The organism is Lysinibacillus sp. 54212 (assembly GCF_036662795.1).
GTDB lineage: Bacteria > Bacillota > Bacilli > Bacillales_A > Planococcaceae > Lysinibacillus_B.
This window is the reverse complement of record NZ_JBAFWZ010000043.1, coordinates 1-15,072: the sequence shown is the minus strand read 5'-3', so window position 1 is coordinate 15,072 and position 15,072 is coordinate 1. Positions and strand designations below refer to the sequence as shown.

General features: G+C 40.9%; 14 protein-coding genes. 11 read left to right on the top strand and 3 right to left on the bottom strand.

The features are described from left to right. From V4T18_RS17665 to V4T18_RS17655, 3 genes are all read right to left on the bottom strand, one after another. Window positions 1-660 (bottom strand): hypothetical protein (locus V4T18_RS17665; protein ID WP_332651682.1); only part of this gene is annotated, 660 nt, incomplete at its 3' end. 449 nt (window positions 661-1,109) lie between these two features. Continuing rightward, window positions 1,110-1,283 (bottom strand): hypothetical protein, encoded by a 174-nt coding sequence (locus tag V4T18_RS17660; RefSeq protein ID WP_332651680.1) that lies wholly within the window; start codon window positions 1,281-1,283, stop codon window positions 1,110-1,112. Beyond that, window positions 1,273-3,276: an RHS repeat-associated core domain-containing protein gene (locus tag V4T18_RS17655; RefSeq protein ID WP_332651678.1), complete on the bottom strand. Its 2,004-nt coding sequence runs from the start codon at window positions 3,274-3,276 to the stop codon at window positions 1,273-1,275. Before V4T18_RS17655 ends, V4T18_RS17660 begins: the two co-directional genes overlap by 11 nt. 251 nt (window positions 3,277-3,527) lie before the next feature. On the opposite strand from V4T18_RS17655, the gene cysK reads away from it, so the two are divergent. The 11 genes from cysK (at window position 3,528) to lysS (ending at window position 13,849) form a co-directional block, all read left to right on the top strand. Continuing rightward, entirely contained in the window at window positions 3,528-4,457 is a 930-nt protein-coding gene (gene cysK / locus V4T18_RS17650; protein WP_332651677.1) for a cysteine synthase A, read from the top strand. Window positions 4,458-4,612: 155 nt separating this feature from the next. Beyond that, window positions 4,613-5,179 carry a nucleotidyltransferase family protein gene (locus V4T18_RS17645; protein ID WP_332651675.1) on the top strand — a complete coding sequence of 189 codons (567 nt, stop codon included), beginning with the start codon at window positions 4,613-4,615 and terminating at the stop codon, window positions 5,177-5,179. 898 nt (window positions 5,180-6,077) lie between these two features. Beyond that, a complete protein-coding gene (locus V4T18_RS17640) occupies window positions 6,078-7,487 on the top strand; it encodes an anthranilate synthase component I family protein (RefSeq protein WP_332651673.1) in 1,410 nt (469 codons plus the stop codon). Further along, window positions 7,484-8,056 carry an aminodeoxychorismate/anthranilate synthase component II gene (gene pabA, locus V4T18_RS17635; protein WP_332651671.1) on the top strand — a complete coding sequence of 191 codons (573 nt, stop codon included), beginning with the start codon at window positions 7,484-7,486 and terminating at the stop codon, window positions 8,054-8,056. The genes V4T18_RS17640 and pabA overlap by 4 nt, the downstream gene beginning before the upstream one ends. A 12-nt stretch (window positions 8,057-8,068) precedes the next feature. Continuing rightward, window positions 8,069-8,920 carry an aminodeoxychorismate lyase gene (gene pabC / locus V4T18_RS17630; protein ID WP_332651670.1) on the top strand — a complete coding sequence of 284 codons (852 nt, stop codon included), beginning with the start codon at window positions 8,069-8,071 and terminating at the stop codon, window positions 8,918-8,920. A 2-nt stretch (window positions 8,921-8,922) separates the two neighbouring features. Then, complete coding sequence (gene folP, locus V4T18_RS17625; protein ID WP_332651668.1) at window positions 8,923-9,771, top strand: dihydropteroate synthase; 849 nt, start codon at window positions 8,923-8,925, stop codon at window positions 9,769-9,771. Window positions 9,772-9,773: 2 nt separating this feature from the next. Next, complete coding sequence (gene folB, locus V4T18_RS17620) at window positions 9,774-10,142, top strand: dihydroneopterin aldolase (protein WP_332651667.1); 369 nt, start codon at window positions 9,774-9,776, stop codon at window positions 10,140-10,142. Continuing rightward, on the top strand, window positions 10,139-10,660 hold the full coding sequence (gene folK / locus V4T18_RS17615; RefSeq protein ID WP_332651665.1) for a 2-amino-4-hydroxy-6-hydroxymethyldihydropteridine diphosphokinase: 522 nt from the start codon (window positions 10,139-10,141) through the stop codon (window positions 10,658-10,660). Before folB ends, folK begins: the two co-directional genes overlap by 4 nt. Continuing rightward, window positions 10,612-10,815: a helix-turn-helix domain-containing protein gene (locus V4T18_RS17610; protein WP_332651663.1), complete on the top strand. Its 204-nt coding sequence runs from the start codon at window positions 10,612-10,614 to the stop codon at window positions 10,813-10,815. Before folK ends, V4T18_RS17610 begins: the two co-directional genes overlap by 49 nt. 19 nt (window positions 10,816-10,834) lie before the next feature. Further along, window positions 10,835-11,860, top strand: coding sequence for a tRNA dihydrouridine synthase DusB (gene dusB / locus V4T18_RS17605; RefSeq protein ID WP_332651662.1), 1,026 nt, complete (start codon window positions 10,835-10,837; stop codon window positions 11,858-11,860). Between the two features lie 486 nt (window positions 11,861-12,346). Continuing rightward, window positions 12,347-13,849 carry a lysine--tRNA ligase gene (lysS, locus tag V4T18_RS17600; RefSeq protein WP_332651660.1) on the top strand — a complete coding sequence of 501 codons (1,503 nt, stop codon included), beginning with the start codon at window positions 12,347-12,349 and terminating at the stop codon, window positions 13,847-13,849. Window positions 13,850-15,072: the final 1,223 nt, after the last annotated feature.

Genomic DNA, 15,072 nt, shown 5'->3' with positions numbered 1-15,072 from the left:
GGGAGATGTAAATCGAACAGAATGGAAGATTTTTTTCGCGCGCTCTCTTTCTTGAGCCAGATCAAGATGACATTCTTCCGTTTTACTCAAACATGTAGAACTATAAGTTAAACGTATTGCTTTGTCGCTAGTCCGTGATTTTATATAACCTAAAAAATTCAAATTATAACCGTTTTTGTCGTCATCTATATTGTGCTTATATTCTGCAAAGTAGATATCGTTATCCCTTATTGTATATTTCTCGAAGTCTTCAGTTGTTATTAATTTTTTTGACCCAATCATCAAATCTAGGTTACTATCAATCAACCTTGTAATTTTGCGATCTTCGAAATGCCCTACGACAGAATAGCCATTGTTCTCTTCTTCTCGTCCTTCACCAAAAAAAATAGCTTCATACTCTTGGTCACGATATTGATAATAAGTTTGATCCATCACAGCATTGATCGGAAAAAGCATTGTATAACCACCAACGCCCGATTCAAATGTATAGTATCCTTCTTCAGTTTCTTTTGAGGAGGGGATGAACTCCTTAGTAAAATCATCCTGCAGGGCAGCCGTTAGTAGTTTCTTCTCCGGGGAGGTACTACTTGTATTCATTAAGCCACACCCTCCAATGGTTAGGGTCACTGCAAAAAGAAACGGTAAGTAACGTTTAGTCAAAATTCTGCACCTCTCTGTATTGATTACATATTCTTAAAAGCGATGTGGAGTTATGCCTAAAAAAGTTCCTACATATTTTAAGGTAAAAACCATATCACTAAAGGAAAGCTATCTATCAATAATTTACCAGATAATAGGGGGCTGAACGATATAGTACGGGTAAATTAATGCTTTTCATCTAGGCTTCCATTTTGGAAAAGGGAAAATTTTCATACCTTCTAATATTACTTATTATGTATACGATTCATCCATGGGCGATTGAATGTACATTCGTTTTTGACGATTTACCTTACAATAGAATCAAGTCATTATGTCATTCGTTGTATTCTAGTATTCATTTGTACAGCTAGTGACAGCGATTAAAATAAAAAAATCCACCAGCCTCGTTAAGAATCTGATGGATTGTATTATCGGAAATAAACGTGTATTTAGGTTGTGGAATCTTGCCATTAACTCATTTTGGCAAGATATTTAAAAAATCTAGAAAGTGCAAGATATCCTTCTGAATTACCAACAAAAGATACTCCATGCACATTAACATTCATTCCTATTTTCGCTATATCTGAAAAATATGGATTGAAACTTTCAAAATTCTCTTCTTCTAAAGGGTGATCATTTGACACTTATATTGCTCCATAAATAAGTAATTGCCCATTCCCCGTCCGGATCCACATTTATCACTGGATTATTATTCGCATAATTATACCCATTCATCGTGATTGGGTTCTTTGTATCCCCACGAACAGGGTAAAGGGATAGGAATCCGCCTGTATCCGGGTTATAGTAACGTGCCATTACGTAATACAGCTTTGTATCTTCGTCATAGCGGTAGCCAGCGTAACGGTAGGGGTTAATTGACGCCATCGTTCCACTTTGCGATAAAATATTGCCCCATGAGTCGTATGTGTATTCGGCAACAACTGCACCATTAGTATTTGTTAGGGCTAGTACATCACCACGATAGTTTGTTAGGTAATAATACGTTTCGCCTTCGAAGGTCATTGTGAGCGGATAGCCGTTATCGTCATACGTGTACGCTTTTACAATAGCGCCACTCGCATTTTCTTCGAATAGTACTTGATTAGTAGAGCCGTTGTAGCGATAGAACGTTTCACCGTTTGAATCGTTACTATATACACGTCGACCGTTTTCATCGTATTTGTAGGTAGCGATGTTCGAGCCTGTAAGTGATTTTACTTCGGTTAATTGGTCAAAGGCATTCCAGACATATTCATAACGCCCGTCATTTGTGACATTACCGCTCACATCGACAGCAATGCTTTGCGTACCAATTGACTTCAGTTGGTTGGCATCGTTATAGCCATAATCGGTTGTAGTCGTCACACCATTTTCCGTGATGGTTTTCGACTTACGATTGCCTACATCGTCATAAGTGTACGAGATCGTTAAGCCGTTGCTATACTGTTCTTGTTTTAGTTGATTTAAAGCATCGTACGTAAACGTGACCGTTCCCGCATTGCTTGTAACTTTCTCGATCTGCTTATTCGCGTCATAGTCATACGTATGTGTATCCCATGGTGTGGTGCTGTTTGTGTTAAAGATTTGCGTTTTTAGCAGTGTATCATTTCCGATATACCTATTCGTTATCGAAGCATGGTTTCCGAGTGTAATGTCTGTGCGTAAACCATTGGCATTCAGTATAAAGCTTGCGATTGTTTTACCGTTTAGAGATACACTCTCTGTTTGGCCATTCTTATCGGGTGTATAGGTAATTGTATTTGAACCGTACTGAATTGATTCTAGAGCTTCTTCATTTTTATACGTGTACGTAATGGCATTGTTTTTAGGTGCGCTAAAGTCAACTCGTTGTAACAAGCCGTTTTCTGACTCGGTATATGTGACCTTTTGATCGTTTAAAGTATGATTGGTCACTGTTGTGATTAGGCTATCTTTCCTTGTTGTAAACTGATGGGTATTGTTAATTTTAACTACAGACGTTTGTGTTTCCTCATTATTGTCGTACCCAATTTTAGCCCCATTTGCTTTTACTACCTCTGTTAGTTCACCGTCAGCATTATAATGATAGGCAGTCGAGTGACCTAGTGCATTTGTTTCCTGAGAGACTGCATTTTGTGCATTATAGTCTAACGACATCTGTTTTCCATTGGGGTTTGTCGCTGTCTTTAAGTTCCCATTGCCATCGTAAGTATAGTTTGTCACTTTACCATTGGCGTCCGTTACTGAATCTAATTCATTTTTAAAATTGTAGTGATACGATGTTACTTGTTCTTTTCCATCTTTAAAGGACAGGATATTGCCATTGAAATCAGTAATGGTTTCCGTTGTAATTCCTAGCGAAGCGTCTGTATGTACTGTTCGCTTTTGATTATTCGAATAATTAGTATCAAATGCATCGGTACTACCCGAAGGATACGTAATGGTAATTAAGTCGCCACGTGTATCATACTGATAGGATGTTAATTCTCCCTTTGGCGTCTTGGTAGACGTTAGATTACCTCGATCATACGTATTCGTCGTAACATTTCCTGCTGCATCTGTCTCGGTAGCATACCGGTTAATACTCTCTGTTAATATATTGAAAGCGTTTTTAATTATATATTTTAATATGAATTTATGAAATAATTCTAATATCACATAATTTATAAAGTATATTTAATATTTATTTTTATAATTATGGGTATTTGGTTTTATGATTTGCTAATTGTGTGGAGGGAGAACCCCGCTTACAATCGCTGAATTTCTACAGTATTGACCTCGAGATAAGTGTTCAGAAAATTCATGATAAAAATTTGGATTCATGCGTTGACAACGTATATAAAAAATTGGTAAGATACATTTAACGGAAAACCTATAAAGTTAGTAGGGATTAAGAGAGGATGACAGACATGAGTAAATTAGCAAATTCTGTGGCGGATTTAGTGGGCCGCACGCCAATCGTAAAATTAAACAATGCAACAGGTGAAAATGAAGGTACGGTATATGTGAAATTAGAGTATTTCAACCCAGGAAGCTCAGTAAAGGATCGTCTAGCTCTAGCAATGATCGAAGCAGCTGAGAAAGATGGCACGTTACAGCCAGGGGGAACAATTATCGAGCCGACAAGCGGAAACACAGGGATCGGTCTTGCGATGATCGCTGCAGCAAAAGGCTATAAGGCGATTTTAGTAATGCCTGAAACAATGTCATTAGAGCGTCGTAATTTATTACGTGCATATGGTGCACAGCTCGTATTAACACCGGGTCCGGAAGGCATGAAGGGTGCTATTGCTAAATCAGAAGAATTAGCACAAGAGCACGGTTACTTTTTACCACAACAATTCAAAAATGAAGCAAATGCTGAAATTCACCGTTTAACAACAGGCCCGGAAATCGTGGAAGCATTTGAAGGCTTGCAATTAGATGCATTTGTTGCGGGTATCGGTACAGGTGGTACAATTACAGGTGCTGGGGAAGTATTAAAAGGGAAGTACCCAGAAATCGAAATTATTGCTGTAGAGCCAAAAGATTCGCCAGTATTATCTGGTGGAAACCCGGGGCCACACAAAATTCAAGGGATTGGCGCAGGCTTCGTACCAGACGTATTAAATACAGAGGTATACACATCTGTGTTCCCTGTTGAAAATGAGATAGCATTTGAAACAGCACGTAAAGTAGCGCGTGAAGAAGGGATCCTAGCGGGTATTTCATCAGGTGCAGCAATTCACGCAGCGATCGAAACAGCAAAACGTTTAGGTAAAGGTGCGAACGTATTAGCCGTTGTTCCATCAAACGGTGAGCGTTACCTATCTACACCTCTATATCAATTTGAAGATTAATACTATGTTTATGGCCACAGTCTACGGATTGTGGTTTTTTACTGCCTATAAAGTTTGCTGAAAATAGAGGATTACCCCTCTTTATCTTGAACGTATTAAGGTACGGTATACGTGAAAGCAAAGCGTTCCTATACCAATTTGAAGGGGGAGTATAGATGATCGATGAAGAAAAATTAATATCACTTATAAATGAAGATTTGTGGATGATGAAAATATTGCAATCAGCAAAATCATTGAATTTACCGGATTGGTGGATTTGTGCTGGTTTTATTCGTTCTAAAATTTGGGATACACTTCATAACTTTCAAGAACGGACGCCAATTCCGGATATTGATGTCATTTTTTTTGATGTGACGATGGATGAAATTGAGGAAAAGAAATTGGAAGAAAAGCTGAAATCCCTTCAACCAACCGTTCCTTGGTCGGTAAAAAATCAAGCAAGAATGCACATAAGAAACAGTATGCCTCCATATAAATCCTCTATTGATGCTATATCTAAGTTTCCTGAAACAGCAACGGCTTTAGGGGTCAAATTAGATGAAAATGACCATATCATATTAACCGCCCCTTACGGAATACGTGATGCCGTTAATTTAGTAGTGAAGCCAACACCTTTTTTCACAAAGACTAAAGAACGTATCGGAATTTACGAAGAGAGAATAACAAAAAAGAATTGGAAATCGACATGGAGTAAATTAAAAGTGCATCATATGCCAAAATAAAGAACCCGGAAATAATTTTTCCGGGTTTGATTGTCACTTACTTTTTGGGTTCCATGACACACTGCCTCGCTTTCCGCATTGGATCTTAATTTTAAGAAGACAATGCTGTAGCTGTATTCAGTTTTTCTTCAGAGTTATTGATCAATCCCGCTCATCGGGTTAACCCTCCTAGTCATTGGATTTGAAGTGAAATCTCTAATAGTATAGACCGATTATCTATTTCCATACGCAATTTTGCTGAATGATTTTATGGATAGATTGTTGAAAAATGGTTCATTATCATAAGTCGCAGTTGCTATATATGCACCGCACACTACACTCCGAGCGGACGCTTTCCGCGGGCATGGCTTCAGCCTTCTCCCTCGCTACGCTCAGTCCGGGTGCTTCAGCTCATGCTTCTCCCGCTGGAAGCTTTGCACCTGCCGCTTCACTTCCGGTGCAGAAAAACATTGCTCTGTAGCGAAAGGCACAGCCGTCAGCTACACTCGCCACTTTACGTTACGTGTGCTGGAAATATTTCTAGATAAAACATTATGCTAAATGTTGATCCTCATTAATTATCCATTAAGAAATATTGCTCCTGCGGTAATCGCATCATCATGCCACCATCCTCGTCGCAAAGGGACCGTCTTAAAATGTCTTTTCAGACGGTCCCTTTGTTGATTGAAGTGGAGCCAGCGTGACTCCTTGGGGATTAGCGTCACAGATGAGACCCTGGAGCGAGCGCAGTGAGTGAAGCGGCTCATCGGACGCCCCCAGGAAAGCGCGCTGGCGCAACGGAAATCACCACTAACTTTTAGTGAAGAACCTAACTCCCTAATAATTCACGCTAAAAATAGCTTTCTGTCGCTTTTTCTAGTTTAATAAAAAGGAGCAAATGTAAAAGGAGCGAGCAAGTGTGAGTGTTTTACAAACGGTTTCATTTTCAATGACGAAAGATGAATTTTTTTCTAGCTTTAAGGAACAAACAAATGAGTACAATAAGCGGGTGTTTTTAGAGAGTGGTCGTGGAGGTCAAGCATGTATGGCGACATGGAACCCATTTGCAACTGCGTATGCAACTGACAATGGCTTGGCGATACAGTGGCACGACGGTCGTGAGGAATTTCGTGAAGGAGAGCCGTTAGATTTGGTTGAGCAATTAGTTGCCCAATATGGCTTCCATCGCCAATCGGATCTGCCGTTTTTTCAAGGTGGCGCGATTGGCTTTATTACGTATGATTATGCACGGAAAATTGAAGTGCTTCCTATAGATACAATAGATGATTTACACATTCCGGATATTTATTTTTATTTATTCGATGCTTGGGCGGTATTAGATGTACATAGTAATCAGGTTACATTGATGAAGCTCGCTAGCTCTGAGGTGGATTTACAGGAGTGGAAAGAGGCTTGGTTAGAGGCTGCCCGTGACGGAATTGAAAAACGTCTTTTCCATGCGGAGCAGGCAATCGAAGTAAAACCTGACCAAAATGAGCTGCTTATTTCATTTTCGGGGTCAGCGTTTGAAGACGCAGTACGAAAAATTCAAGAGTATATCGCGCAAGGGGATGTGTTCCAGGTCAATTTATCGGTACGCCAGGCTAAAAAATTAAATGCGGCGCCAATGACGATGTACGAGGCGGTTCGTTCGTTTAATCCATCGCCGTATATGGCGTATATTGAAAGCCCTGAATTTGCCGTTGTCAGTGGCTCACCTGAACTGCTTGTCAAACGGGACGGCACAGAGCTTTCTACACGGCCAATTGCGGGTACACGTCCACGAGGGAAATCAGAGCAGGAGGATCTTGCGTTAGCGAATGAGCTCATTCACCATGAAAAAGAGCGTGCCGAGCATGTGATGCTAGTCGATTTAGAGCGAAATGATTTAGGTAAAGTATCAGCATATGGCACAGTCGAGGTTGATGAGTTTATGGTCATTGAGCGTTACTCACATGTGATGCACATCGTGTCGAATGTGCGCGGGGAAGTGGCACCAGGAAAGACAAATGCGGATATTATTCGCGCGATGTTCCCAGGTGGTACGATTACGGGCGCACCGAAAATTCGTACAATGGAAATTATTGAAGAGCTAGAGCCAGTTCGTCGCGGCTTATATACAGGCTCGATTGGCTGGATTGGCTACACGGGTGATATGGAATTAAACATTGTCATTCGAACGGCATTTATTCAAGACAGTATGGCGTATATCCAGGCGGGTGCTGGTATTGTTATTGATTCGATTCCAGAAAATGAATTTATCGAGTCACTTAATAAAGCAAAAGCGATGTGGCAGGCAAAGGCAATGGCGGAAGGAGTAACACAATGATTTTAATGATTGATAACTACGATTCATTTACGTATAATCTCGTGCAATACCTTGGGGAATTTGGTGAAACGCTATGTGTGAAGCGTAATGATGAGGTGACACTGGCGGAGATAGAGGACCTTCAGCCGAAGATGATTGTCATCTCACCGGGTCCATGCAGCCCAAACGAAGCGGGGGAAAGCTTATCAATCATCGAGCATTTTGCAGGGAAAATTCCGATACTCGGTGTTTGCTTAGGACATCAATCGATTGCACAGGTATTTGGGGGCAATGTCATTCGTGCTGAACGCTTAATGCACGGCAAAACGTCACCTGTTCATCATTCGGGAATTGGGTTGCATCGGAAAAATGCGAACCCGTTTTTAGCAACCCGTTATCATTCCTTAATCGTTGAGCGTGAGTCTCTGCCGGATTGTCTTGAAATTACATCATGGACGGATGAGGGTGAAATTATGGGGATTCGTCATAAGGAATATGCCATCGAGGGCGTACAATATCACCCAGAGTCGATTATGACAGAGGACGGCAAGCAGCTATTAAAGGAATTTATCGAGCTGCATTGTAAATAAGGGGGAGAAGGCATGCTTTGTTGGATGAATGGACAATATATTGATTCGAATGATTTAAAAATTTCACCGTTTGACCACGGTTTTTTATACGGGCTTGGATTTTTTGAAACCCTTCGTACGTATAGTGGACAGGCTGTTTTTTTACAAGATCACTATAGCAGGCTGTCGAGTGCATGTAGCCATTATTTTATGAACTTACCTTATAAAGTGACCGATTTCCGAGACATTATCACAACTCTTAATGAAGCGGCAGGCGGGGAGGATGGCTATTTCCGTATTAACGTCTCAGCTGGAGTACATGATATTGGGCTACAGCCGACTGAGTACAGGGATCCGACTGTCATTGTGTTTAGGAAGCCAATACCCCTTCGTCCACGCGGTCAGGAAAAGGAAGCGGTCTGGTTAAAAACCGTTCGTAGTACACCAGAGTCGGATATTCGCGCCAAAAGCCATCACTACGGAAATAATGTTCTTGGTCGGATGGAGCTACCGAATTTAGCAGATTATGAAGGCTTTTTCAAAAATGAATACGGGCTCGTTGCAGAAGGGATTACGTCAAATATATTTTGGTTGAAAAATGATATACTTTATACGCCTTCTGTTTCAACAGGTGTGCTGCCAGGCATTACCCGACAGCGTGTACTTCATATAGCCGAAAGAATCGGCATGTACGTGCGTGAAGGTGAATATTTGCAGGGTGAGCTAGAGGAGGCACATGAATGCTTTATTACAAATTCAGTGCAGGAGCTAGTGCCAATTAAAACATTAGGTGATATTGCATTTATGGGTGCAGAGGGACCTGTGTATCAGCGATTGCATCAGGCTTATTTATATGAAATTTCACAGCGTTTAAAGGGAGAATAACTATGTTAGAAAACTATCCGACACCATTAGTCCTAAACGGCATCGAACTAGACTATACAAAAGAAACATTTATTATGGGCATATTAAATGTAACTCCGGATTCTTTTTCGGATGGTGGGCAATATAATTCGGTCGAAACTGCATTAGAGCAGGCGAAAAAAATGGTCGCTGCTGGTGCAAAAATGATAGACGTGGGCGGGGAATCCACTCGACCAGGCTATGAACGCATTTCAGATGAGGAAGAAATTGCGCGTGTCGTGCCCGTAATTCAGGCCCTTGTCAAAGAAGTGCCAGCGATTATCTCAATTGATACGTATAAAGCATCGGTAGCGCGCGCGGCTGTGGAAGCAGGTGCGCATATTATAAACGATATTTGGGGAGCGAAGGCAGAGCCAGCGATTGCGAAGGTTGCTGCAGAATGCGGTGTGCCGATTATTTTAATGCACAATCGTCAAAACACCTCCTATGATGATTTCTGGCAGGATGCAAAGGCGGACTTAGCAGAAAGTATTGCCATTGCAAAAGCGGCCGGCGTTCCGGAGCACCATATTATTTTGGATCCAGGTATCGGCTTTGCGAAAACGACCGAATTAAATATTGAAATGATGAGGCATCTACAGGATTTGGTGGCGATGGAGTACCCGGTGCTGCTTGCTACTTCACGTAAATCTATGATTGGTAATGTGCTAAAGCTACCAGTAAATGAGCGATTAGAGGGCACAATCGCCACCGTTGTATTCGGGATTGAGCGCGGCTGTCATATCGTTCGAGTACACGATGTAGACGAGGTAGCGCGTGCTGTTAAAATGACAGATGTATTAGTCGGAAAAAGGAAGTACGAGGAGGAATAATCATGGATTACATTCATTTACGTGATATGCAGTTTTTTGGTTATCACGGTGTATTACCAGAGGAAAATGTGCTAGGTCAACGCTTTCGTGCTTCAGTTTCTCTTGCAGTTGATATTAAACGTGCGGGAGAAACGGATAATTTAGAAGATACGGTCAGCTATGTTGGCGTTTACTATATTTGCAAGGAAGTTATTGAAGGGGAGCCGTTTAAACTAATTGAGGCCGTTGCTGAAACGGTTGCTAATCGCATTTTGTCGCAATATGAGGGTGCTGTATTCGGGTGTCGTGTTGAAATTATTAAACCAGATCCACCGATTCCAGGACATTATAAGGAAGTAGCGGTTGAAATTGTGCGAGGTACGTTTTCATGAATGAGGTGTATTTATCCATCGGCACCAATATTGGCGAGCGATTCGACAATTTGAAGCAAGCTGTACGTCTGTTAACTGAGCACGAGGCTGTTGATATTAAAGCGGTTTCCTCGGTTTATGAAACGGCACCTGTTGGCTTTGTTGACCAAGCTTCCTTTTTAAATATTGCCGTACGTTTAGAAACGACCTTAAACCCATTTGCCATGCTCTCGCTATGCCAGCAAATCGAGCAAGAGCTAGGTCGTGTACGCGAATTCCGATGGGGTCCTAGAATTATTGACCTTGACATTTTGCTGTATAATCACGAAAATATTGAAGCAGAGAACTTAATTGTGCCGCATGAGCGAATGTATGAGCGAGCGTTCGTGCTAGTGCCACTTGTTGAAATAAGTGAGCCAACGAATGTGAAGCTAGAACGTGCGCACGAGGTACTCGCATCAATGGATAGACAGAGAGAAGGCGTCAAGCAATGGAAGCAAAGTGTTACGGTAGAAGAATTCGTGCGTTCCGGAAATTAAAACGCGTGCAGCAAGTAGCATTTGCTGCACGACTTGGTATTTCCGCAACAAGCTTAGGGCGAATCGAACGAGGAGAAAAGCCTCCATCTACTGAGCTGCTTCAACATATTGCAGACGAGCTTAATATAGATATACAAGAATTGATCGGTGAATAATTTATAGGAGGATACGAGGATGACTAACGATAGGCAAAAGCCATTTCAAATCGGGGATATCGTCATGGACAACCGTGTCGTGCTCGCACCCATGGCTGGCATTTGTAACTCCGCCTTTCGTCTAACGGTAAAAGAGTTCGGCGCTGGGCTAGTCTATGCAGAAATGATCAGTGATAAAGCAATTAATTTCCGTAACGAAAAAACAATGGGAATGCTCTATATTGATGAACGCGAAAACCCATTAACGTTACAAATTTTCGGTGGCGATAAGGAAAATTTAGTACAAGCAGCCAAATATGTGGATAAAAACACCACTGCGGATATTATCGATATTAATATGGGCTGTCCGGTAAATAAGATTATTAAATGTGAAGCGGGCGCAAAATGGCTGCTTGATCCGAATAAGATTTATGAAATGGTATCGGCCGTAGTAGATGCTGTAGATAAGCCCGTTTCAGTGAAAATGCGAATCGGGTGGGATGAAGAGCGCATTTTCGCCGTTGAAAATGCCCAGGCAGCAGAGCGTGCAGGGGCCGCTGCTATCGCAATGCACGGCCGTACACGTGTACAAATGTACGAGGGCAAAGCCAACTGGGACGTGCTTGCCGAAGTAAAGAAACATATTAACATCCCGTTTATCGCAAATGGTGACGTAGAAACTCCTCAGGATGCGAAGCGTATGTTAGATCATACAGGTGCCGACGCGGTTATGATTGGTCGTGCAGCGCTAGGTAACCCGTGGATGATGTATCGTACAGTTCAGTACTTGGAAACAGGCGAACTAATCGGTGAGCCATCCGTTGCCGAAAAAATCGACGTATGCTTACTTCATTTTGAGCGCCTAATGGCATTAAAAGGCGAGGTCGTAGCAGTACGCGAAATGCGCAAGCACGCCTCTTGGTATTTAAAAGGCATTCGCGGCAACGGCATAATCCGTAATGCTATTAACAGAGCAGAAACAGAAGTCGAACTTCGCACGCTCCTCACAGGTGTCGTAGCAGACTACGAAGCATCCCAAGCCACATCACAAATCGAAGTCGTTTAATAATGGAAGGAGCTACAGCCGTAGCTCCTTTTTTCATACGGGTAATTTACACAAGATTGTGGACTTGACTCGAAAGGAGCACCTAACCGGTCGAAAGAGGAGTGCATCCGAACAAAAGAGTGCCCGCAAGTACGTATAGCTAGTATTTTTGCCGTGAATTTTCAGATTGGTGAGTAAACTTCAAGAAGTGGCTAGTATTTTCAAAAAAATCGGCTAGTATTTTTTAAAGATCACGTAACCGCACAAAAGAGTTGTGCATCCGAACAAAGCACCCATCCACCCGATCCAAAACAACCCCAACACCATTAGCAGTCCAAACATTAATCCACCCTAAAAAGCAATCCATCATCATACTACCCACCGATTGTCAGAATAATAAAACAATATCAATTAATTCGAAAGGGATGAATACATCTGAAAAATTGTGTACAATAAGAAATTATGGACAAATGAACCGCACAAGGGCGCGGAACAATTAAATAAGGAGTGACAAACGTGTCAAATATTGAAGAATTAAACGACCAACTTTTGGTGAGACGCCAAAAGATGACAGATATTCGTGAAAACGGACAAGACCCATTTGGTAGCCGTTTCGAGCGTACACATTTATCAACAGGGATCGTGGAACAGTTCGACCAATTTTCAAAAGAAGAGCTTGAAGAATCACCGAAAGAAGTAATCATCGCAGGGCGTATTATGACTAAGCGCGGCAAAGGAAAAGCTGGCTTTGCGCATGTACAAGACCTAGGTGGCCAAATTCAAATTTATGTACGTAAAGATGCAGTAGGTGAAGAAGCATACGAGCTATTTAATAAAGCGGACCTTGGCGATATTGTCGGCGTTAAAGGAAATGTATTCCGTACACAGGTTGGCGAATTATCAGTAAAAGCAACTGAATTTACTTTCTTAACGAAAGCGCTACGCCCGATGCCGGAAAAATTCCATGGCCTACAAGATGTAGAACAGCGCTACCGTCAACGTTACCTGGACTTAATGACGAACGAAGATAGCAAGCAAACATTTATTGCTCGTTCTAAAATTATCCGTGCAATTCGTAACTACCTAGATACTCAAGGTTATTTAGAGGTGGAAACGCCAATGCTTCACACAATTGCTGGTGGTGCAGCAGCACGTCCGTTCATTACACACCACAATGCGCTTGATATGGAGCTTTACATGCGTATTGCAATTGAGCTTCACTTAAAACGTTTAATCGTAGGTGGCTTAGAAAAAGTGTATGAAATCGGCCGTGTTTTCCGTAACGAAGGAATTTCAACTCGCCACAATCCAGAGTTCACAATGATCGAACTATACGAAGCGTATGCAGACTACAACGATATCATGGACCTAACAGAGAATTTAATCGCACATGTTGCACAGGAAGTGTTGGGTACGACAACTGTTGAATACGGTGACGATACAATCGACTTAGCGGTAGGCTGGAAACGTGTACACATGGTAGATGCAGTAAAAGAAGCAACGGGCGTAGATTTCTGGAATCCAATGTCGGTTGAAGAAGCGCGTGCTTTCGCTGCTGAGCATGGTGTAGAAATCAAACCTTCACACGAAGTAGGTCACATTATCAATGAATTCTTCGAGCAAAAAGTAGAAGAAACATTAGTTCAACCTACATTCGTAACAGGGCATCCAGTAGAGATTTCACCACTTGCGAAGAAAAACCCTGAAGACGAGCGCTTCACAGATCGTTTCGAGTTATTTATCGTTCGTCGTGAACACGCTAATGCATTCACGGAATTAAATGATCCAATCGATCAGCGTGAACGATTCGAGGCACAGATGGCTGAAAAGGCAGCTGGTAATGACGAAGCGCATGAAATGGATAACGATTTCATTGAAGCTTTAGAATTCGGTATGCCGCCAACTGGTGGTTTAGGTATCGGTATCGACCGTTTAATTATGCTATTAACGAATTCACCATCTATTCGTGACGTGCTATTATTCCCAACGATGCGTCATATTACAAAATAATATTCAGTTGCGGTGGTATATAATAAACTACCTCGCAAAAAAAAGCAGGAGTCAGAATGCAATCAATGCAATTCAGACTCCTGCTTTTGTAAGTTTGCATCGTTTTTATAAGTGCAATTTAGCTAATTGGCGAAAATGATATACAACTTATTTTTAAATAAGTGTAAAATGCTAGAAAAGTGATAACTTGCACTTATTTATTTATAAGTTGTATATCAAAATCGGTGTTTTTTAAAAATGTGGGTTATTTTATGTGCTAGTTAAAAAGAGGCTTAAAGAAAAGTATCTATAGATTAGCTTATTATAAGGGCATCGATACAATCGTAGTTTACTTTGCTCTTCATAATATCTGATCTGCTATCATCGGAGTTCAGCTTATAAAGCAAAATTACTCCCCTTATGATTTGGAGTAACGCCGAAATTTATAGGTACTTCCACTTACTTGTTAGCTCGCTAATGTTAAATCTAAAAGATAAAAGCTGCAATTTCACGCCCTTTTTCCAGCTGAATTAAACGATATTTCCTCTATATATCTAAGAAAATGAGAGAAATAATGATGAAAGAATTCCAAGTGTGGTAAAAAAGATTACTATTAAGTGAGTAAAACAATCAAAGTGTGATCACTTAATACATGGGGATTATGGGGAATCTGTGTTTCATATATGCGAAAAAGGAATTTCTTCATTATAAGAGACAATCACAAAAACAGGAGAAGGATTTTCGATCTTAATAATCAATGCTAGGTTAGTAACGACTACTTTGCTGATAGTTCCTTTTATATCTAGCGGAATCAAAAGTACTATCTACTATATAGATTGGCAGTATCGTCTGCGCAGTTACAAAACACCCGTAGAAAAAGTGAGGATAAAGTAGAATTTTAATGCTTTATAGAGTTTAGGAATATAATAGCATTGGTTTATAGTAAATTTTATAATTTTTTTAGAAAAAACACTTGCAAAGCGTGGCTAATGATGTTAAATTATTAAATGTCGCTGAAACAAGCGGCGTAACAAAAAAGCTTACAAAAAAACATTGACTCTTAAAATGGTCTATGTTAAAGTATAAAAGTTGCTGTTTTAAAAGGATGGCAAACAAATTTTAAAAAAGTTGTTGACACGAACTTCGGTAAGTGTTAAGATATAAAAGTTGCTGCTTGAAGTGGTAACGGAATGAACCTTGAAAACTGAACAAGCAAAACGTTAACAATAAAGTTTCATATTAAA

Bases quoted from the DNA above. Each gene is read 5' to 3' on its own strand.
- cysK (WP_332651677.1), top strand. From the start codon at position 3,528: ATGAGTAAATTAGCAAATTCTGTGGCGGATTTAGTGGGCCGCACGCCA.
- V4T18_RS17645 (WP_332651675.1), top strand. From the start codon at position 4,613: ATGATCGATGAAGAAAAATTAATATCACTTATAAATGAAGATTTGTGG.
- pabA (WP_332651671.1), top strand. From the start codon at position 7,484: ATGATTTTAATGATTGATAACTACGATTCATTTACGTATAATCTCGTG.
- pabC (WP_332651670.1), top strand. From the start codon at position 8,069: ATGCTTTGTTGGATGAATGGACAATATATTGATTCGAATGATTTAAAA.
- folP (WP_332651668.1), top strand. From the start codon at position 8,923: ATGTTAGAAAACTATCCGACACCATTAGTCCTAAACGGCATCGAACTA.
- folB (WP_332651667.1), top strand. From the start codon at position 9,774: ATGGATTACATTCATTTACGTGATATGCAGTTTTTTGGTTATCACGGT.
- folK (WP_332651665.1), top strand. From the start codon at position 10,139: ATGAATGAGGTGTATTTATCCATCGGCACCAATATTGGCGAGCGATTC.
- V4T18_RS17610 (WP_332651663.1), top strand. From the start codon at position 10,612: ATGGAAGCAAAGTGTTACGGTAGAAGAATTCGTGCGTTCCGGAAATTA.
- dusB (WP_332651662.1), top strand. From the start codon at position 10,835: ATGACTAACGATAGGCAAAAGCCATTTCAAATCGGGGATATCGTCATG.